Below are 19,128 nucleotides of genomic sequence, written 5' to 3' on the forward strand. Positions count from 1 at the left end.
CGTCCGCGGACCAAACGATTTTTCGACTTGGACTTGGCTGGCCAGGTTCCGCCACAAGCGTGCGAGAGACGGCCGTCTCCGACGCCAAGCTTCCTTGCGGTCAAAGTGTGAAGAGATGTCTTCGCAGAAAGCAAAAAAAGGCCCTCCGATCGGAGGGCCTTTTCTATTGCGGGCCGATCGAGCGATCAGGCCTTGTACTTCTGGACGGCGCCCGGGAGCTTGCTCCACTCTGCGTACCAGCTGTTGAACAGCTTGAACTGGGCTTCGACGTAGCCGCGCTGGCTGTCCGAAAGCGCATCGCTCTCGTTGAAGTGCAGCGTGTACTCCTTGTCGCCCTTCAGCACCATCATGTGCTTGAAGTAGAGAACGAGGTCCGGGCCTTCGTCGAAGGACGAGAGAACGGCGAGCGCCTGTTCCAGTTCCAGAGCGCGCAGACGTGCGTCGACGTCGCCTTCGGCGGCGGCACGCGACAGGTTGCACATGTGGATGACTTCCTTCGGCAGCACGCAGCCGATGCCGGTGATGGCGCCGGTTGCGCCGCAGTTGACGAAGCCGTGGAACACGGCCGTGTCGACGCCGATCATCAGCGAGACGCCATCGTCACGGCTGGTGATGTTCTCGGCTGCATAGCGCATGTCGGCAGCGCCACCGAATTCCTTGAAGCCGACGAGGTTCGGATGCTCGGCGCGCAGCGCGAAGAACAGGTCGGCGCGGGTTGCGAAGCCGTAGTAGGGGCTGTTGTAGATGACAGCCGGCAGGCTCGGGGCGGCCGAGAGAATGGCCTTGAAGTGGTTCTTCTGGGCGACGACGACCGAGCCACGCGAAAGCACGCGCGGGATGACCATCAGGCCCTGGGCGCCGACCTTTTCAGCGTGTGCCGCATGGGCGACAGCCGAAGCGGTGTTGACGGCGCCGGTGCCGACGATGACCGGAATGCCGGCCTTGACGAGGCGCTCGACGCCTTCGATGCGCTGTTCGTCGGTCAGGAGCGGCCAGTCGCCCATCGAGCCGCAGTACACGACGGCGGACATGCCCTGAGCGATCAACTCCTGGCCCTTGCGGACCAGCGCGTCGAAGTCGGGGGTGCGGTCTTGCTTGCACGGGGTCATCAGCGCCGGGATGACGCCGGAGAAAATCTTCGCCTTCATTTGAAACTCCTCTTGGCTTGTCTCGGGGCATGAGGCGTGCACGCCGTCGGCGGCGCACGTCTCCGTGCCATTGATAGAGACAATAGCCGTTTGTATTTTATTTGTCGACAAGAAAAATACAAAGACCCTAGAGAGCGATGTCGAGCTTGCTGTTGCGGGCAAAAAGCTTCTGCACCTGCTCGACGATCTGCTCCGCATGCGCCTTGCCGAGACGATCGGCCGCTTCGATGTCGCGCGCCGCGATCGCGGCGATCATGGCCGCGTGTTCGTCGACGAAGCGTTGGGGGAATTGCTCCTCGTAGGACTGGTAGTAGAGACGGAGAATGCGCCGCCCCTCGTCGAGCAGCCGGCGAAACAGGCTGGTGAAGTAAGGGTTGCGTCCGGCCTCCGCGATCGCCGCATGGAAGGCGGCATTGGTGGCGATCATCGTCAGCGCGTCGCGTGTTTGCACGGCTGCCGCGTAGTCCTCGTGAAAGCCGCGAATGATCGGCAGATCTTCCGGGCGGTGATTCTGCGCTGCAAGCCGCGTGGTGACGCGGTACATCAGCACCAGTGCGTCGAAGAACGGGTTCAGGTTGAGGAAGTCGATGTTCGCCACCATCGTCGAGCGGTTCGGCAGCGTGTCGATCAGCCCCTCACCGGCAAGCCTGACCAGCGCCTCGCGGATCGGCGTGCGCGACATCTTCAGACGCTCGGCGAGCTGCACTTCGTCGATCGGGCTGCCTGGCGGCAGAACCAGGTCGAGGATCTCGTCGCGCAGGAGGTCGTAGACCATTTTCACGCCGGAACCGCGCTTGCGTTCGGGGATGGGGCTGTTGTCGGTGTCGATATCGGTCATCTCAGAATCCTTTGTCGACAAAAGAAATACTTGTCTCTGCCGCGGGGATCAACCGTTTCCGTCGCGAAGGGCCAGCGGCGGCGGGAATATCCAGATACGTGTATTTCTCCGGCCTGCACTTTGCTGAGGGAGTGCTCCGGCGCGGCGCACCGGCTTTAAGAGGCTCTGGCTGGGAACGGATAATAGTGCACAGGGCGGACGAAGGGGGCAGCGGGCGGCCGGGTCGGGGACCCATGCGTTTCCCACATGGGAGCGCTGAGTTTTGAGCGCTGCAACTTACCAAGGACCTGAGTTATAAGGTGTTCATCGAAGCGAAACGAGGCGCCACGGACTGGCAGCCAGGCTTCGAAAGCCCATTGAAAGGGGGATCAAATGAACATCGCACGCTCCATCAACAACTGGCGCAAGTATCGTCAGACGGTCACCGAGCTGGGCCGCATGTCGAACCGGGAACTCCGTGACCTCGGCATCGAACGTGGTGACATCGACCGCGTTGCACGCACGGCCTTCGCCCGCTAAGGCGACCTTAAAGACTGAATAATTGCCAAGCGCCTGCACCTCCTGCGGGCGCTTTTGCTTTTTGCGCCTTCATAGCGCCATTGTCGTCCCACACAGCGCTGGCACCGCAGTTTAATTAATTGACTACTTTATCCATTGATCGCGCTTCCTGCCTCCGCCCGGCAGGCTGAGCGTGTGCGTTCAACAAGTTGAGTGAAATGCCATCATTTTCCCCTGAGGTAACCGATTTCTGGAAGGCGTCATTTGCGGGCGATGTTCTTGCCCGCGCGGATCGGTTCACCGTCACGGTCAACTCCGATCTCGACGAGGACAGCCCGGCCATGGTGCTGGAAACGGCTGAAAACGGCGTGATGGCCGTATTGTCTCCTACGCTGGCCTCCGCGGTATTGTCGGCGGGACAGGCTCTTACCGAAGCGGAACTTCGCAAGAGGCTGCGCGACGCGGGCATCGTGCTGAATGGTGCCGACAACCTCTTTTATTTCACCGAGGCGGACAAGGCTGTGCTGCTGCAAGATAGCCCGAGCGGCCATGTGCGCGCGCTTACGGCGAAGGATGCGGCGGCCTTCTCCCTGTTCCAGGGCTCCGCCTCGGACGAGGACCTCGATGCGGCCTATGTCGAGCTGGACCACTGGCTGGTTTACGGCGCCTTCGATGGCGACAGGCTGGTCTGCACCGCCAGCATGTATCCCTGGCAGGACCGTCGGATTGCCGATCTCGGCGTGCTGACGCTGACGTCCGACAGGGGAAAAGGCCATGCCCGCCACGTCGTGCGTGCGATCAGCAGAGCTGCCTACGAGAAAGGCTACGAGCCGCAGTATCGCTGCCAGCTCGACAACCACGCGTCCGTCGCACTTGCCGGAAACGTGGGCGTGACGCTGTTCGGCAGGTGGGAAGCGCCTTCCGAAGGCGACTGATGCGAGGCTCTTCGCGCGAACCGACGCGATGGAAATCAATGCTGACAGAATCTGGCAGGGGTCGCGCGCAAAGTGTTCCCATGATCAGAGATCGAGGGACGACCGATGTCGACGCAGGACTTGTTTAGGATGAACGCAGAACGCGCGACAGGCGAGCGCAATTTCTGGGTCGGCGCCCTTTCCGGGGACGACATGCAACATGCCCCGGAAGACAGTTTCTCGCGGTTCGGTTACGGCTACGGCAATGTACAGGCGCTGACGCGCATGAAGGCGGGCGATGGCTTTATCGGTTATTCACCCAGCGCCGCCTTCAATGGCAGAGCGGGGCTTGCCTGTTTTATCGCGATCGGCGTGGTCAAGGAGCGCCCGCCCTACTTCTTCGCAATGGGCGGTGTCGCCCCGCATCGCGGCGACATCGACTGGGCCGACAGCATGGAGGCGCCGGTCCGTCCGTGGCTCGAGAGCCTGGAATTTGCCGAAGGCAACCGGAGCTGGGATCAGAAACTTCGTCTCGGCCATCTTGCCATCAGCGAACGGGATTTCCGTGTGATCGCGCGGGCCATGCACGTCGATCTGGGCATGGTCTTTGCGAGAACGCCGGCCTATCGCCAGCAGCTGGCGGGCTGATGCCCACGCCCGCCCTCAACCAGACAGCAGTACCGTCGCCTCCTCTGGTGTGTCGACCGGCTGCTCTACGGAGCCGGCGGCGATACTGGCATACATGCCGGTGGTTCTGAATTCGGTCGGGCTGAGGCCAAAGGAACGGCGGAACACCTTGGCGAAGTAGTTGGGGTCTTCGAAGCCGGAGAGGATCGCCACCTCCTTGACCGGTAGGCTCGCCGTTTTCGTCAGAAGTTTCACGGCGCGCTGTAAGCGCTTCTGCAGGACGTATTCGGCCGGCGCCATGCCTTCGCTGGCGGCAAAGACGCGCGAGAAATGGGCGCGGCTCAAGCCCGAGACGCGCGCCAGTTCCTCCACAGGAAGCGGGTTCTGCAGATTGTTCATGATGTGGTCGACGACCCGGTGCATCGTCCGGTGCTCGTGGCTGAACAAGGGGTGCGAGCCGAAGACGTCGTCATAGAGCGCCATCGCCGCCTCATAGGCGATTGCGGAAGCGCGCCCCGGCGTCTCGCCGCCACGGATTAGCCGCAGGCTGCAGTCTGCCAGATGTTCGATCGTTTCCGGCTGCAGCTTCAGCACAGGGCCGGTGACGGCGAGAATGGCGCGGTGCACGCGCAAGGCCTCGTCGCCGTTCATCGAGATCCAGAAAAACTCCCAGCGCCCGCCATCTTCCAGCCAATAGCGATGATTGTGCGGCACGAGCAACAGCAGCGTCTCGCCCTCGCGCACCCGATGGGTGCGGTTTTCGTAACGCAGGTTTCCGGCACCCGCAATCGTGTGCTGCAGGACGGTAAAGGGCGTGTTTCCGCGCTTTCTGCCGTCCCAGTCATAGGTGGCATTGTTGCGGATTTCATAGCCGGTGCTGGTCGGCATGGTGTGCAGGCTCTGGCGTCCCCTTGGCAGGGAGACCGTTCGCATAATGGGGCCATTGTCGATCAAATCGCGCAGCATAAAATTACCCATGAAAGCACAATACCGCTCTGGCGGGGTCGGCGAATATACACATAATGACGGCCAACCACACAACAGGAGGCTCTAGTGATCGGCCGGAAAGATGGATCTGCATCCGTTTTTCCCGGGCGGTGAGCCTCAGTTTTTGAATTAATTTTACCCTTCGCATGAAGCGCGGGCGGTTCAGGAGGAGTGAGAGGGTATGGCAGGCTTCAAAATCGCCATCATCGGCGCCGGCAGCATCGGTTTCACCAAGAAGCTCTTCACCGACATCCTCGCCGTGCCGGAACTGCGCGATATCGAGGTTGCGCTCACCGATCTCAGCGTCCGCAATCTGGAGATGATCAAGGCGATCCTCGACCGGATCGTCGAGGTCAACCGCTTGCCGACGAAGGTGACGGCGACGACCGATCGGCTGAAGGCCCTCGAGGGTGCCCGCTATATCATCAGTTGCGTGCGCGTCGGCGGCCTCGAAGCCTATGCCGACGACATCCGCATTCCGCTCAAATACGGCGTCGACCAATGCGTCGGCGATACGATCTGCGCCGGCGGCATCCTCTACGGCCAGCGCAACATTCCCGTGATCCTCGACTTCTGCCGGGATATCCGCGCTGTTGCCGAGCCGGGCGCGAAGTTCCTGAACTATGCCAACCCGATGGCGATGAACACCTGGGCGGCGATCGAATACGGCAAGGTCGATACGGTCGGCCTCTGCCACGGCGTCCAGCACGGCGGTGAGCAGATCGCCGAGATCCTCGGCGCTGGCGAAGGCGAGCTCGATTACATCTGCTCCGGCATCAACCACCAGACCTGGTTCGTCGACGTCAGGCTCAAGGGCCGCAGGATCGGCAAGGACGAGTTGGTCGCCGCCTTCGAGGCGCACCCGGTGTTCTCCAAGCAGGAGAAACTCCGCATCGATGTGCTGAAGCGGTTCGGCGTCTATTCGACCGAGAGCAACGGCCATCTCTCCGAATATCTTCCCTGGTATCGCAAGCGCCCGGAGGAAATTACCCGCTGGATTGACATGTCGGACTGGATCCACGGCGAAACGGGCGGCTACCTCCGCCATTCGACCGAGACGCGCAACTGGTTCGAGACCGAGTTTCCGCAGTTCCTGGAAGCGGCCGGAAAGCCGCTCGATCATAGCCGGCGCTCGAACGAACATGCGAGCCATATCCTCGAGGCGCTCGAAACGGGCCGGGTCTATCGCGGCCATTTCAATGTCAAGAACAATGGCGTGATCACCAACCTGCCTGCGGACGCGATCATCGAATCCCCCGGCTTCGTCGATCGTTTCGGCATCAACATGGTCTCGGGTATCACGCTGCCGGAGGCCTGTGCCGCTACTTGCCTTTCCTCGATCAACGTCCAGCGCATGTCCGTACACGCGGCTGTCACTGGCGATCTCGACCTCCTGAAGCTTGCGATGCTGCACGATCCGCTGGTCGGCGCCATCTGCACGCCGGAGGAGGTCTGGCAGATGGTCGATGAGATGGTGGTCGCGCAAGCCAAATGGCTGCCGCAATACGCCCATGCCATTGACGGCGCAAAGGAGCGGCTCGGCCGCGCCACCGTCAAGACGCGCGAGTGGAACGGTGCCGCGCGGCGTCAGGTGCGCTCGCTCGACGAGTTGCGCGCCGAGCGTCAGGTCCGCGCCGCCGGCTGATCGATTGCAATGCTGCTTGCGTGAGGAGACGCAAGCAGCACTGCCTGAACTGCAGACTTTTCAAGGAGGAGGCCGCGTTCCGGCGCGGCAAAAGAGGGAGAATCTGAGCCAATGACCAGCCACAGACTGATGAAGATGGCGAGCCTGCTGCTCGTCGGCATCTCGACCTTTGCGTTGGAGGCGGCCGCCTCCAAGCCGACCGTCGTGCCGCAACAGCCGGCATTTCCGGCCGAGGGCAAGATCACCTATGTGCCGCGCGACTCGATCGCCGAGTTCAAGGCGCTGCCGGAATACAAGGAACCGGCCTGGGTTACCGAGAAATACGTCAAGACCGGCAAGCTGCCGCCGGTCGCCGAGCGCCTGCCGAAGGAGCCAATGGTCTTCAAGACCGGTAATATGCCCGACGGCGTCGGCGTCTACGGCGATACGCTGCGCCACGTGATCGGCGGTCGGCCGGAAGGCTGGAACTACTCGGCCGGCCAGAGCCAGGGCTGGGGCGGCATCGATATCGGCATGTCCGAATGCCTGACGCGCACGGCGCCGCTCTTCCAGGTGGAGGCCAAGGACGTCGAGCCGCTGCCGAACCTTGCCAGGAGCTGGGATTGGTCGGCCGATGGTCACAAGCTGACGATGCATCTGGTCGAGGGCGCCAAGTGGTCGGATGGCGACCTCTTCGATGCCGACGACGTAATGTTCTATTGGGAAGACAACGTGCTCGACCCGAGCGTGACGCCGCTGAACGGCGCGACGCCGGAGACCTTCGGCGCCGGCACGACGCTGACGAAGATCGACCAGTATACGGTCGAGTGGACCTTCAAGGAGGCCTTCCCGCGCCAGCATCTCTATGCCATGGCCTACGGCACCTTTTGCCCCGGCCCGTCGCATATCCTCAAGGCCAAGCATCCGAAATATGCGGGCACCACCTACGACCAGTACAAGAACGCCTTCCCACCTGAGTACATGAACATTCCGGTCATGGGTGCCTGGGTGCCGGTCGCCTATCGCCCCGACGACATCATCGTACTCAGGCGCAACCCGTACTATTGGAAGGTCGACGAGGCGGGCAACCAGCTTCCCTACATCAACGAGCTTCACTACAAGCTCTCGACCTGGGCTGACCGTGACGTGCAGGCGATCGCCGGGTCGGCCGATCTCTCCAACCTCGAGCAGCCGGAAAATTTCGTCGAGTCGCTGAAGCGTGCGGCGCAGGATACGGCCCCGGCACGCCTTGCCTTCGGCCCGCGCCTTATCGGCTACAATCTGCACATGAACTTCTCGGCCAATGGCTGGGGCGAGCCGGACGAGCGGGCCCAGGCCGTGCGCGAACTCAACCGCAACGAGGATTTCCGCAAGGCGGTGACCATGGCGGTCGACCGCAAGAAGCTCGGAGAGGCGCTGGTGAAGGGTCCCTTCACCGCGATCTATCCGGGCGGGCTTTCCTCCGGCACCAGCTTCTACGACCGGGAGTCGACCGTCTACTATCCCTTCGACCTCGATGGCGCCAAGGCTCTGCTTGAGAAGGCTGGCCTGAAGGACACCGACGGCAACGGCTTCGTCAACTTCCCGGAAGGCAAGGCAGGCGGCAAGGACGTGGAGATCGTGCTTCTGATCGACAACAGCTACGCGACCGACCGCAACCTCGCCGAAGGCCTGATCGGCCAGATGGAAAAGCTCGGCCTCCGTGTGGTTCTGAACTCGCTTGACGGCAAGCAGCGGGACGCGACCAATTACGCCGGCAAGTTCGACTGGATGGTTCACCGCAACGCCGCCGAATATGCCTCCGTCGTGCAGAACACGCCGCAGCTGGCGGCAGCCGGTCCACGCACCAGCTGGCACCACCGCGCACCGGAAGGCGGTCAGCTTGACCTGATGCCCTTCGAACAGGAACTCGTCGACATCATCAACAAGTTCATCGCTACCAACGACAATGCCGAGCGCGCGGAGTTGATGAAGCAGTACCAGAAGGTCGCAACGACGCATCTCGATACGGTGGGCCTCACCGAATATCCGGGCGCGCTGATCATCAACAAGCGCTTCGCCAACGTGCCGACGGGAGCGCCGATCTTCATGTTCAACTGGGCGGAGGACACGATCATGCGCGAGCGCCTCTTCGTTCCCTCGGACAAACAGGGTGACTTCGAGCTCTTTGCCGAGCAACTCCCGGGCAAGCCCGGCGACAAGGGTCTCAGCAACTGATGCAAAGCCGCTCCTCCGGCGCATTGCCGGGGAGCGCTCCGTCACCCCAACCGACAGAAGGAAACGGCATGTTCAGGTTTCTGCTTGTCCGCATCGCCTCTGCCATTCCGGTGCTTTTGGTGCTCAGCGTGGCGACGTTTGCCATCATCCAGGCGCCGCCTGGAGACTACAGCGATTACATCCGCTCGCAACTGATCAATCAGGGTGGCGCCTCCTATGAAGAAGCGGAAGCCCAGGCGCAGGCCTATCGCAAGGAACATGGCCTCGATCGGCCGATGGTGGTGCAATACGTCAACTGGATGACCGGCATCCTGACACGCGGCGATTTCGGCCACAGCCTCTATTACAACAAGCCGGTTGCCGATGTCGTCGGCGAGCGCCTGCCGCGCACGCTGGCCCTGGCGCTCGTCTGCCACGTCCTCGCGTCGATCATCGGCATATCCTTCGGCATCATCGCGGCGACACGGCAGTATTCCTGGATCGACAGCCTGCTGTCGACGGTGGCCTTCCTCGGCATGACGGTGCCGCGCTTCCTGATGGCGCTGATCATCGTCTATGTCCTCGTCTTCCACTTCAATGTCAGCGAAATCAACAGCTTCCACTCAGCCCGCTACGGCGGCGCGCCCTGGTCGTGGGACAAGTTCGTCGACCTCGTCAAGCACGTCTGGCCGGTCGTCGCGATCGCCACCTTTGGCGGCCTCGCCTACAACATGCGGGTGATGCGCGGCAATCTGCTCGACACGCTGAATGCGCAATATGTCGAGACCGCCCGCGCGAAGGGCCTGAGCGAAGGTGCCGTCGTCATGCGCCACGCCGTTCCGAACGCGCTGCACCCGCTGATCATGTATCAGGGCGTCGTGCTTCCCTACATGCTGACCGGCGAGATCGAGACGGCAATCATCTTCGCGCTGCCGACCGTCGGTCCCGCCATCGTCGGCTCCATGTGGGTGGGCGACGTCTATGTCACCGCCACCTTCATGCTGGTGCTGTCGGCAACGCTGATCCTCGGCAACATCATCGCCGACATGCTGCTGGCGGCGCTCGATCCGCGCGTGCGTCTGGGAGGAGCCCCGGCATGACCGTCGAAATGCAAACGACCCTTCCGCTCGCCATCGAGCCCAAGAACGAGCAGCATAACGAAAGCTACCAGGCGCTCGTCTGGCGCCGGCTGAAGCGGTCCTGGACCGGAATGCTCGGCCTCGTCCTCGTCGGCCTGTTGCTCTTCATGGCTGTTTTTGCCGACTTCCTGTCGCCGGTCGATCCGAAGGCAACCGGCGTCGCCTTCGCGCCACCGCAGGCGATCAGCTTCACCGACAAGGACGGCAACTTCGTCTTTTCGCCGCGCAGCTATCCGCTCAGTGAAGGCACCGAACTGGATCCGATCACCTTCCAGCCGATCATCGGCCCCGATTACGACAACCCGCAGATCCTCGGCTTCTTCGTCAAGGGCGCGCCCTACCGCCTCCTCGGCCTGATCCCGGCCGAACGGCATTTCTTCGGCGCGGTCGATGGTTCGCCGGTGCATCTGCTCGGTACCGACAAGTTTGGCCGGGACGTGCTGTCACGCATTCTCGTCGGCTCGCGTATCTCGTTGATGATCGCGCTGATCGTCGTCTCGATCGTGACGGTGGTGGGTACCACCGTCGGCATGGCCTCGGGTTATTTCGGCGGCCGCTTCGATGTCTGGACCCAGCGCTTCGTCGAGCTGGTGCTCGCCTTTCCGCAACTGCCGCTCTACCTGGCGCTGACCTCGCTGATCCCGGTGACCGCACCGACCAATGTCTTCCTCGCTTTCGTCATCATCGTCATGTCGGCGCTCGGCTGGGCGCAAATGTCGCGCGAGGTGCGGGGCAAGACGCTGGCGCTCGCCCGTATCGACTATGTGCGGGCCGCAATCGCTGTGGGCGCCAGCGACCGGCGCATCATCTTCCAGCACATCCTGCCGAACGTGATGAGCCATGTGATCGTCGCGGTCACACTGTCTATCCCGCAGGTGGTGCTCTTGGAATCCTTCCTCGGATTCCTCGGCTTCGCAGTCAAGCCGCCGCTGATCTCCTGGGGGTTGATGCTGCAGGACACGTCCACCTATTCCGTCATCGGGTCCTATCCCTGGATTCTGTCGCCCGTCGCCTTCGTGCTTGTCACAGTCTTCGCCTTTAATGCCCTTGGCGACGGTCTGCGCGACGCCATCGATCCCTATTGAGGAGGACGCTCAATGTCTGAAACAATCGACGTCCTCACGGCTGCTCCCTCTGAGCGCAGGGACCTTTCGGAACGCTCCGGCCGGCCGATCATCGACGCGCGCAACGTCGCGGTCCGTTTCAAGGTCGAGCACGGCACGGTGGAGGCGGTGAAGGACGTGTCCTTCCAGCTCTATCGCGGCGAGACCATCGCCATCGTCGGGGAATCCGGTTCGGGCAAATCGGTGACGGCGCGCAGCGTCATGGGGCTCTTGTCGAAGCGCGCTACCATCGCTCCGCAATCGCGCATCGACTATGACGGCAAGGATGTGCTGAAATTCTCGCCACGCGAACGTCGCGCCTTGCGCGGCAATCGACTGGCAATGATTTTCCAGGAGCCGATGAGTTCGCTCAATCCGGTCTACACGGTTGGCACCCAGATCATCGAGGCGATCCGGGCGCATCGCAGAATGAGCCGCCGTGCGGCGACCGAGCGGGCGCTGGAATTGTTGCGCCATGTGCGGATCCCGGATCCCGAACTCCGCATCAACCAGTATCCGCACCAGCTTTCCGGTGGCCAGCGCCAGCGGGTGATGATCGCCATGGCTCTTGCCAACGATCCCGACGTGCTGATCGCCGACGAGCCGACGACGGCGCTCGACGTCACCGTCCAGGCGCAGATCCTCAACCTGATCCGCGACCTGCAGCGCGAGCTCGGCATGGCGGTGATCCTCATCACCCACGACCTGACGGTCGTTCGGCAGTTCTCCGACTACGTCTATGTCATGCAATACGGCGAGGTGAGGGAGCACAACACCACGGCCGCGCTCTTCGCCAACCCGCTGCATTCCTACACAAAGCGGCTGCTCTCGTCCGAGCCGTCAGGTGCCGCCAGGCCGCTGCCCGACAATGCGCCGATCATGCTTGACGGGCGGGACGTGAAGGTTTCCTTCATGCTGAAGAAGGGTGGTCTGTTCCGGTCCGAGTTTTCCGAGCTCGTTGCGGTGGACAAGCTCAGCCTGAACCTTCGCAAGCATGAGACGCTTGGCCTGGTCGGCGAATCCGGCTCGGGCAAGACGACCTTCGGCCAGGCGCTGATCCGCCTGCTCAACGCCGATGGTGGCGAGATCTACTTCGACGGTATCCCGATCCACGACAAGGACCGGACCCAGATGCGGCCTCTGCGCTCGCGCATCCAGATCGTCTTTCAGGATCCCTTCGCCTCGCTCAATCCGCGCATGTCGATCGGCCAGATCATCGAGGAGGGGCTGGTCGTCAACGGTATCGGCCAGAGCCGTAAAGAGCGGGTGGAGCGGGTGGTGGACGCGCTCATCGCCGCCGGCATGCCGGGCAACATCCTGTCGCGCTTCCCGCATGAATTCTCCGGCGGCCAGCGCCAGCGCATCGCGATCGCGCGCGCCATCGCGCTGGAGCCGGAATTCATCCTGCTCGATGAGCCGACCTCGGCGCTCGACCTCTCGGTCCAGGCCCAGATCATCGAGTTGCTGCGCAAGCTCCAGGACGAGCGGGGCTTGAGCTATCTCTTCATCTCCCATGACCTCAAGGTCGTGCGCGCGCTCTGCCACCGGGTGGTGGTGATGCAGCACGGCAAAATCGTCGAGGAGGGGCCGGTGAGCGAAATTCTGTCCAATCCCAAGACCGCCTACACCGAAAGGCTCGTGAAAGCCGCCTTCGATGTGGCAGCATGACCGCTAGAAAGCAGAGGCAATCCATGACCAGACAACCCAAGATCACCTTCATCGGCGCCGGCTCCACCGTCTTCATGAAGAACATCATCGGCGACGTGCTGCAGCGCCCGGCGCTCTCGGCCGCGACGATCGCGCTGATGGACGTCAACCCGCAGCGCCTCGGCGAAAGCGAGATCGTTGCCGGCAAGCTGGTGCGCACGCTCGGCGTCAAGGCTGACATCGAAACCCATTCCAACCAGAGAAAGGCGCTGGAAGGGGCCGACTTCGTCGTCGTCGCCTTCCAGATCGGCGGCTACGAGCCCTGCACGGTCACCGATTTCGAGGTGCCGAAGAAATACGGCCTGCGCCAAACGATCGCCGACACGCTCGGCGTCGGCGGCATCATGCGCGGGCTTCGCACCGTGCCGCATCTCTGGAAAATCTGCGAAGACATGCTTGAGGTCTGCCCTAACGCGATCCTCTTGCAATACGTAAACCCGATGGCGATCAACACCTGGGCGATCGCCGAGAAGTATCCGACGATCCGCCAAGTGGGCCTCTGCCACTCGGTCCAGGGCACGGCCTACGAGCTTTCGCGCGATCTCGATATCCCGGTGTCGGAGATCCGCTACCGCGCCGCCGGCATCAACCACATGGCCTTCTTCCTCAAGTTCGAGCACAAACAGGCCGACGGCAGCTTCCGCGATCTCTATCCGGATCTGGTGCGCGGCTATCGCGAAGGGCGCTTCCCCAAGCCCAGCCACTGGAACCCGCGCTGCCCCAACAAGGTGCGCTACGAGATGCTGACGCGGCTCGGCTATTTCGTCACCGAAAGCTCGGAGCATTTCGCCGAATACACGCCTTACTTCATCAAAGATGGTCGCCCGGATCTGATCGAGAAGTTCGGCATTCCGCTCGACGAATATCCGAAGCGCTGCATCGAGCAGATCGAGCGCTGGAAGGGGCAGGCGGCCGCTTTCAAGGAGGCCGAGACGATCGAAGTGGCTGAGAGCCATGAATACGCTTCCTCGATCATGAACTCGGTCTGGACCGGCGAGCCGTCGGTGATCTACGGCAACCTGCGCAACAATGGCTGCATCACCTCGCTGCCGGCAAATTGTGCGGCGGAAGTTCCCTGCCTGGTCGATGCATCCGGTATCCAGCCGACTTTCATCGGCGATCTGCCGCCGCAGCTGACCGCGCTGATCCGCACCAACATCAACGTCCAGGAACTGACGGTGCAGGCGCTCATGACTGAAAACCGCGAGCATCTCTACCACGCCGCGATGATGGATCCGCACACGGCGGCCGAGCTCGACCTCGGCCAGATCTGGTCGCTCGTCGACGACCTGCTCGTCGCCCATCGCGACTGGATCCCGGAATGGGCGCGCGTGTCGAAGAAGGTCCAGGCAGCCTGATTTTTTCTCCCGGTCAGGCCGCGTCGAGCCCCGGAACTTCGCCGTCTTCCCCCAGGTCCTAGCCGATTTAAGGGGCAAGAGAGGCCGCGCAGGTTCCGGGGCTTGCTCTTTTCAAGCCGTATTGTCGGCCGCCAGTGGCAGCACAACGCGCATGCAGGCGCCGCCGGAAGAGGAGCGGGCGACGTCGACGTAACCGCCGTGCAGGTGAACGATCTTCTGGACGAGGTTGAGGCCGAGCCCCGCGCCCTTGCCGTCCTTTCGCAGCCGCTGGAACGGCTCGAAGATCCGATCGGTTTCGCTGCGCGGAATGCCGTCGCCGTCGTCGCAGACATCGATCGAGCCCTGAGGGTCGACCTTGACGGTGATCGTGCCGCGCCGACCGCCGTGGTCGATGGCGTTCTGCACGAGATTGGTGAGCGCTCGCTCCAGCGACGCCTCGTCTCCCGTCACCATGACAGGGCGTTGATCGGCCTCGAAGGTCATCTCGTAACCTGCCCCGAAGGCAAGCGGCGCGAGTGCGACGATCACCCGCTCGGCAAGGGCTGCGAGATCGACGAGCCTGAAATCATCCTTCTGGGCGTCGAGACGTTCGAGATCGAGAAGCTGGCCCGCCAGAATGGAAAGGCGCGTCACGTCCTCGTTGAGGCGCGTCTTGTCCGGTCCCGGCGGCAGCGATGCGATGCGGGCGCCGAGGATTGCGACCGGCGTGCGCAGTTCATGCGCCGCCTGCGCCAGGAAGCGCTTGTGTCTCGTATAGCCGTCGTCCAGCCGCACCAGCGCATCGTTGACCGCGGTTACCAACGGCAGGAATTCCGTGGGGACGCCCGCGACCGGCATCTGGATGCCGCGCTGGTCGTATTCGATATGGGCCGCATGCGAGGCCGCGTGCGACAGGCCCGATAGCATCCGGCGAACGACGATCGGGGTGACGACCACGGTCGCAAGGGCGAGCAGCAGCAGCATCGGCACGAAGATGCTGAGGAAGGCGCCGGTGGTGCTGAGCAGCAGGCGGCCAAGGGTCAGCTGCCCTTCGGTGCCGCTGAAGATCTGGACGCTGCCGGCGGGAGACTCGAGCCATTTGACGACGGCTTCCGGGCGGGCGTTCTTATCCGGCGAAAGCCGGAAGCGAGCGTCGTTCATGCGCTCGAGGCCGGCGATCGCGAAGGCGAATTCTTCAGGCACGCTTCCCTCGGAAAGGCGGTTGCCTTGCCTGTCGCGGACAACAAACCAGATCTTTCCTGCTTGTTGACGCAATCGGGCGAGCTCCGGCGTTTCCTGAAGCACGAGTCCGCCATCGGCATTGCGAGTGATCGCGTCCTTCAGGACGTCGACATTGCCGTTTTCGTAGCCGTCGATGAGATAGCCGGTCACCCAGAGCAGACCGACGGCGATGGCGATGACGACAATAGTCGCTATCGTTTCGAACAGCACCAGCCAGCCGACAAGGCGCCATTTGAACGAATGGGAAGTGCTGCCGCTCATTGGTCTTCTCTGAGCAGATAGCCGACGCCGCGGATACCGTTGATGATCACCCCGGCATCCGCGTCCGCAAGCTTGCGCCGAACGCGCGAGATATGGGTGTCGAGCGCATTGGACTGGATTTCGTCGTCGAGACCGAACACGGCTTCCATCAGGGCCGCGCGCAGCACCATGCGTCCCATGCGGCGGGTCAGCGTTTCGAGCACCAGAAGCTCGCGCCGGGGCATCTTGAGGGGCGCGCCTGCAACGCTTGCCTCGCAATGCGCGAGATCGAAGGAGAGACGTCCGACGGTGACGACATCGGACTGCACGGGCGCCGGACGCCGCGCCAGCGCCCGCAGCCGTGCCAGCAGTTCCTCGAAGGCAAATGGCTTGCCGATATAGTCGTCCGCCCCGCCATCGAGCCCCGCGACCCGGTCAGCCAGATCGTCGAGCGCAGTCAGCATCAACACCGGCACGGTATTGCCGCGCGCCCGTATCACGGGGATGAGCGACAGCCCGTCGCCATCGGGCAGCTTGCGATCGAGAACGACCACGTCATAGACGGCATCGTTCAGGATCAAGGCGGCTTCGGCGAGGTCGCGGGCATGATCGGCGATCATCCGGTGATTGCTCAGGGCAGTCCGCAGCGCACCCGCCAGTTCCTTCTCATCTTCGACCAGCAAGACCCGCATGAATGCGCTTTACCTCGTGCAATGTGCCCACGCGCGTGACCCTAGCGCCGCTTCATTGAGGGAACCTGTCATCCCGTCGCAAAGTAGTCCCGATCGCTGCCGCCGTACAATCATTCGTTGCGAGGCTGTGGCATGACATGCTGTCTCAATGTTGGTCCTTAGGCTGTGCGACACCTGCTCGTGAACATCGGTTCTCGCGGGCGGAGCCAACCCGGATCAGGACGAATGAAGGTCACCAATCGAAAGCGGCGTTCACTCAAGGAAATCGGAGAGGGGCCTACCGGCCGCTATGCGGTGCGGAAAATTGTGGTTGTCCGCACAAGGCGGCTTCTGCGCCACGGGACGCTGGCGTTTGCGCTTGCTGCGGCGGGTTGCACCGGCCCGGATGTGACGCCGACCAACAGGCGGCTCGAACTGACGACTGGAGCCGTGCCGCTGCCGCAACCCATCTTGGACGGCGGTGAAACCGGCATCATCCTCGCCTTTTCCGGCGGCGGTGCCCGCTCCGCCGCCTTCGGCTACGGGGTGCTGTCGGCACTGGCGGAGGCGCCGTCACCGGGTGCAAGGGGGCGCCGTCTCGCGGATGATGTCGCCGTTGTTGCCGGCGTCTCCGGCGGGGCGGTGCTTGCCTCCCATTTCGCCCTTTACGGTCGATCGGGTCTTGCTGATTTCCGTCAGCGGTTTCTCGGGCGCGATGTCGAGGCATCGCTCAAGATGTCCTTTTCGCCACCCAATATCCTGCGCGGCTATCGGGGTGGCGTGAACGATCTGTCCGGCTTCCCTGCCTGGCTCGACGCCAACCTATTCAGGGGCGCGACGTTCGGCGACATCACGAGCCCAGGACGCCCACGCCTGGTGATCCACGCGACCGATCTCTACAATCGCGCGCCATTCATCTTCGATCGTCCGTCGTTCACCGCCATCTGCAGCAACTACGACGACTATCCGCTTGCCTATGCGGTTGCCGCCTCGGCCGCCGTACCGGTCGTCTTCGCGCCACTGACGCTGCAGAACTTCCGGACCGGTTGCGAGGCGTCGCCGGAAGCGAAACCGCAGAAAACCGGGCCTCGAGCGCCCGGCTCGCTCGTTGCGCGCGAATATGCCGATTCTCTCGGGCGCTACGAAACGGCAAAGGATCTCAACTATCTCAAGCTCTACGACGGCGGACTGGTCGATGGTGTCGGAACGCAGAGCCTCCTCCACCTGATGGACCGGGCAGCGCCCGAGCCGGTGCCCGCGGAGCGGGCCATGCGTCTCAGGCACCTGATGGTCATCGTCGTCGATGCTTCGACCCGGATCGGAGGGGAACTTTCAAAGACAGTCGACAGCCCCAAGGCGCCGGATGCAATCGTCGCGGCCATCGACGCGATGATCAACATTCCCAATCTTCAGAGCTTCGATGCCCTGCGCGACCATCTTCCCGCCTGGCGGGACAAGTTCGTGAAATGGCGTTGCCAGATCGGTGGCGCGAAGCGAGGCTGCGGCGATCTCGATGTCGGCATCGTCAGGCTGGCGCTGTCGGACATATCCGACCCGGCGCTGGCACGCCGGATCCTGGGGTTGCACAATCGCCTGAGCCTGGAGGCGAAGGACGTCGATTTTCTCGCAGGCCTCGGTCGGCGCTTGCTGCTCGAACAGCCGGACTACCAGCGGTTCCTGGACCGCATCAAGCGGAGCGGGCCCAGAGTTGCCCGAGCGGGCTGAGACGCCGTAGTGTCAGTTTGAGCGGCTGGGTGGGCGAGAGCCTGCCGGCTCAGTTCGCCCGTGCCTCCAGCCAGTCGTGCCACTGGTCCTCGCTCCCGTGGAAGACGTTGAGGTCGATCTTGCCATCGACGCCTTGAGAAAGGCCGGAACCGGAATACTGCCAGAACAGCCACTTGCGGTTCGGGTAGACGATCGACGGGTGCTGGGCGACGGCACGCAGCCAGAACGGATAGTTCTTGAAAGCGCCCTGCAGGTTGTCGGCATAGAAATCCGGTGCGGTGTAGATGATCGGGCGCTGGCCATAGTGCGCCTCGAGCTTGTCCATGAAGACCTGCATCTTTTCGCGTATGCGCTCCGGCGACAGGCGACGCTTGCAGCTCGATTCGCCGTTATATTCGACGTCGATGACAGGCGGCAGCGCGCCCGGTTCACGCGGAACGTTGCGGATGAACCAGTCGGCCTGTTCCCCGGCCGTGCGGCACCAGTAGAAGAAGTGATAGGCGCCGCGACGGATGCCGGCCGCCTTGGCAGCGCGCCAATTCTTCTTGAACATCGGGTCAAGGTGGTCGCCGCCATCGGTCGCCTTGATGAAGGCGAAGTTCGCCCCTTGTGTACGCAGCCGTGCCCAGTCGATGTCAGCCTGCCAGCGCGAGACGTCGACGCCATGCACGGCCATCTTGCGCGGATTTTTGGCGCGGCCGAAGTTGATTGGCTTGGCGTCACGGAAACGATGACCGTAGATCCGCGAGCGGCCCTGCGGCATCGCCTGGGTCACCGGATTTTCCGGCGCGACGAAGGCGACCGGCCGAGCGTCGGGAACAGGCGCGGCGAGCGTCGTCGTGGTGTTTGCCACGGGCGCGAAGGCTTCCGGCTCCGGAACGGGGCCGGCCCAAGCGAGCATTTCCTGCGGCGGTGCGGACTGGACATTCTGTGGCGGCGTCACCCCAGCGACCCTTGCGCCCACATTGGCCGCGGGTACCGGTGCGGCTGAAAGCACCACGGAGCTGGTCGTCTCGCGCGAGGGACGCGGTGCGATCGTGTCCAGGCTTGAACTGGAGGAGCAACCGGAAACAAGGCCGGCAAAGATGATTGCGGTCGCAGCTGAAAGACGCATGGGCACCCGTACGCAAAA

General features: G+C 62.9%; 16 protein-coding genes. 10 read left to right on the plus strand and 6 right to left on the minus strand.

Annotated features, from left to right (window positions below; all coding sequences use genetic code 11):
• Positions 1-185: 185 nt before the first annotated feature.
• Positions 186-1,148, minus strand: coding sequence for a dihydrodipicolinate synthase family protein (locus LAC81_RS25035; protein ID WP_223729844.1), 963 nt, complete (start codon positions 1,146-1,148; stop codon positions 186-188).
• Between the two features lie 127 nt (positions 1,149-1,275).
• Positions 1,276-1,986, minus strand: coding sequence for a GntR family transcriptional regulator (locus LAC81_RS25040; RefSeq protein WP_113540847.1), 711 nt, complete (start codon positions 1,984-1,986; stop codon positions 1,276-1,278).
• Positions 1,987-2,358: 372 nt separating this feature from the next.
• Between LAC81_RS25040 and LAC81_RS25045 the strand changes: the two genes are divergently transcribed.
• The 3 genes from LAC81_RS25045 to LAC81_RS25055 all read left to right on the plus strand — a co-directional run bounded on the left by LAC81_RS25045 (position 2,359) and on the right by LAC81_RS25055 (position 4,046).
• A complete protein-coding gene (locus LAC81_RS25045; protein ID WP_113536282.1) occupies positions 2,359-2,505 on the plus strand; it encodes a DUF1127 domain-containing protein in 147 nt (48 codons plus the stop codon).
• A 197-nt stretch (positions 2,506-2,702) separates the two neighbouring features.
• Complete coding sequence (locus LAC81_RS25050) at positions 2,703-3,419, plus strand: GNAT family N-acetyltransferase (RefSeq protein ID WP_223729845.1); 717 nt, start codon at positions 2,703-2,705, stop codon at positions 3,417-3,419.
• A 129-nt stretch (positions 3,420-3,548) separates the two neighbouring features.
• Positions 3,549-4,046, plus strand: a complete 498-nt coding sequence (locus LAC81_RS25055) for an EVE domain-containing protein (RefSeq protein ID WP_223729846.1) — start codon at positions 3,549-3,551, stop codon at positions 4,044-4,046.
• Positions 4,047-4,061: 15 nt separating this feature from the next.
• Here the strand turns inward: LAC81_RS25055 and LAC81_RS25060 are convergent, their stop codons facing one another.
• A complete protein-coding gene (locus LAC81_RS25060) occupies positions 4,062-5,003 on the minus strand; it encodes an AraC family transcriptional regulator (RefSeq protein WP_223729847.1) in 942 nt (313 codons plus the stop codon).
• Between the two features lie 190 nt (positions 5,004-5,193).
• Between LAC81_RS25060 and LAC81_RS25065 the strand changes: the two genes are divergently transcribed.
• The 6 genes from LAC81_RS25065 to LAC81_RS25090 all read left to right on the plus strand — a co-directional run bounded on the left by LAC81_RS25065 (position 5,194) and on the right by LAC81_RS25090 (position 14,139).
• Positions 5,194-6,657 carry an alpha-glucosidase/alpha-galactosidase gene (locus tag LAC81_RS25065; protein ID WP_223729848.1) on the plus strand — a complete coding sequence of 488 codons (1,464 nt, stop codon included), beginning with the start codon at positions 5,194-5,196 and terminating at the stop codon, positions 6,655-6,657.
• Between the two features lie 111 nt (positions 6,658-6,768).
• Positions 6,769-8,853, plus strand: coding sequence for an ABC transporter substrate-binding protein (locus LAC81_RS25070; RefSeq protein ID WP_223729849.1), 2,085 nt, complete (start codon positions 6,769-6,771; stop codon positions 8,851-8,853).
• Between the two features lie 68 nt (positions 8,854-8,921).
• The gene (locus tag LAC81_RS25075) at positions 8,922-9,932 is read left to right on the plus strand and encodes an ABC transporter permease (protein ID WP_223729850.1); all 1,011 of its coding nucleotides are present in this window, start codon (positions 8,922-8,924) and stop codon (positions 9,930-9,932) included.
• Positions 9,929-11,056 carry an ABC transporter permease gene (locus LAC81_RS25080; protein ID WP_223729851.1) on the plus strand — a complete coding sequence of 376 codons (1,128 nt, stop codon included), beginning with the start codon at positions 9,929-9,931 and terminating at the stop codon, positions 11,054-11,056. The genes LAC81_RS25075 and LAC81_RS25080 overlap by 4 nt, the downstream gene beginning before the upstream one ends.
• A 12-nt stretch (positions 11,057-11,068) precedes the next feature.
• The gene (locus tag LAC81_RS25085) at positions 11,069-12,742 is read left to right on the plus strand and encodes an ABC transporter ATP-binding protein (RefSeq protein ID WP_223729852.1); all 1,674 of its coding nucleotides are present in this window, start codon (positions 11,069-11,071) and stop codon (positions 12,740-12,742) included.
• Between the two features lie 23 nt (positions 12,743-12,765).
• On the plus strand, positions 12,766-14,139 hold the full coding sequence (locus LAC81_RS25090) for an alpha-glucosidase/alpha-galactosidase (protein ID WP_223729853.1): 1,374 nt from the start codon (positions 12,766-12,768) through the stop codon (positions 14,137-14,139).
• 111 nt (positions 14,140-14,250) lie between these two features.
• Here LAC81_RS25090 and LAC81_RS25095 read toward each other — a convergent pair whose 3' ends face one another.
• On the minus strand, positions 14,251-15,621 hold the full coding sequence (locus LAC81_RS25095) for a sensor histidine kinase (protein ID WP_223729854.1): 1,371 nt from the start codon (positions 15,619-15,621) through the stop codon (positions 14,251-14,253).
• Complete coding sequence (locus LAC81_RS25100) at positions 15,618-16,292, minus strand: response regulator transcription factor (RefSeq protein WP_223729855.1); 675 nt, start codon at positions 16,290-16,292, stop codon at positions 15,618-15,620. Before LAC81_RS25100 ends, LAC81_RS25095 begins: the two co-directional genes overlap by 4 nt.
• A 225-nt stretch (positions 16,293-16,517) precedes the next feature.
• On the opposite strand from LAC81_RS25100, the gene LAC81_RS25105 reads away from it, so the two are divergent.
• Positions 16,518-17,996 carry a patatin-like phospholipase family protein gene (locus LAC81_RS25105; RefSeq protein WP_223729856.1) on the plus strand — a complete coding sequence of 493 codons (1,479 nt, stop codon included), beginning with the start codon at positions 16,518-16,520 and terminating at the stop codon, positions 17,994-17,996.
• A gap of 49 nt (positions 17,997-18,045) precedes the next feature.
• On the opposite strand, the gene LAC81_RS25110 is transcribed toward LAC81_RS25105, so the two are convergent.
• Positions 18,046-19,110 (minus strand): GH25 family lysozyme, encoded by a 1,065-nt coding sequence (locus LAC81_RS25110; RefSeq protein ID WP_223729857.1) that lies wholly within the window; start codon positions 19,108-19,110, stop codon positions 18,046-18,048.
• Positions 19,111-19,128: the final 18 nt, after the last annotated feature.

The organism is Ensifer adhaerens (assembly GCF_020035535.1).
In the GTDB taxonomy this organism is placed as follows: Bacteria; Pseudomonadota; Alphaproteobacteria; order Rhizobiales; family Rhizobiaceae; genus Ensifer.

Coding starts and splice junctions, on each gene's coding strand:
- LAC81_RS25105 (WP_223729856.1), top strand. CDS start 16,518: ATGAAGGTCACCAATCGAAAGCGGCGTTCACTCAAGGAAATCGGAGAG.
- LAC81_RS25090 (WP_223729853.1), top strand. CDS start 12,766: ATGACCAGACAACCCAAGATCACCTTCATCGGCGCCGGCTCCACCGTC.
- LAC81_RS25070 (WP_223729849.1), top strand. CDS start 6,769: ATGACCAGCCACAGACTGATGAAGATGGCGAGCCTGCTGCTCGTCGGC.
- LAC81_RS25100 (WP_223729855.1), bottom strand. CDS start 16,292: ATGCGGGTCTTGCTGGTCGAAGATGAGAAGGAACTGGCGGGTGCGCTG.
- LAC81_RS25055 (WP_223729846.1), top strand. CDS start 3,549: ATGAACGCAGAACGCGCGACAGGCGAGCGCAATTTCTGGGTCGGCGCC.
- LAC81_RS25040 (WP_113540847.1), bottom strand. CDS start 1,986: ATGACCGATATCGACACCGACAACAGCCCCATCCCCGAACGCAAGCGC.
- LAC81_RS25060 (WP_223729847.1), bottom strand. CDS start 5,003: ATGGGTAATTTTATGCTGCGCGATTTGATCGACAATGGCCCCATTATG.
- LAC81_RS25050 (WP_223729845.1), top strand. CDS start 2,703: ATGCCATCATTTTCCCCTGAGGTAACCGATTTCTGGAAGGCGTCATTT.
- LAC81_RS25085 (WP_223729852.1), top strand. CDS start 11,069: ATGTCTGAAACAATCGACGTCCTCACGGCTGCTCCCTCTGAGCGCAGG.
- LAC81_RS25095 (WP_223729854.1), bottom strand. CDS start 15,621: ATGAGCGGCAGCACTTCCCATTCGTTCAAATGGCGCCTTGTCGGCTGG.
- LAC81_RS25080 (WP_223729851.1), top strand. CDS start 9,929: ATGACCGTCGAAATGCAAACGACCCTTCCGCTCGCCATCGAGCCCAAG.
- LAC81_RS25065 (WP_223729848.1), top strand. CDS start 5,194: ATGGCAGGCTTCAAAATCGCCATCATCGGCGCCGGCAGCATCGGTTTC.
- LAC81_RS25035 (WP_223729844.1), bottom strand. CDS start 1,148: ATGAAGGCGAAGATTTTCTCCGGCGTCATCCCGGCGCTGATGACCCCG.
- LAC81_RS25110 (WP_223729857.1), bottom strand. CDS start 19,110: ATGCGTCTTTCAGCTGCGACCGCAATCATCTTTGCCGGCCTTGTTTCC.
- LAC81_RS25045 (WP_113536282.1), top strand. CDS start 2,359: ATGAACATCGCACGCTCCATCAACAACTGGCGCAAGTATCGTCAGACG.
- LAC81_RS25075 (WP_223729850.1), top strand. CDS start 8,922: ATGTTCAGGTTTCTGCTTGTCCGCATCGCCTCTGCCATTCCGGTGCTT.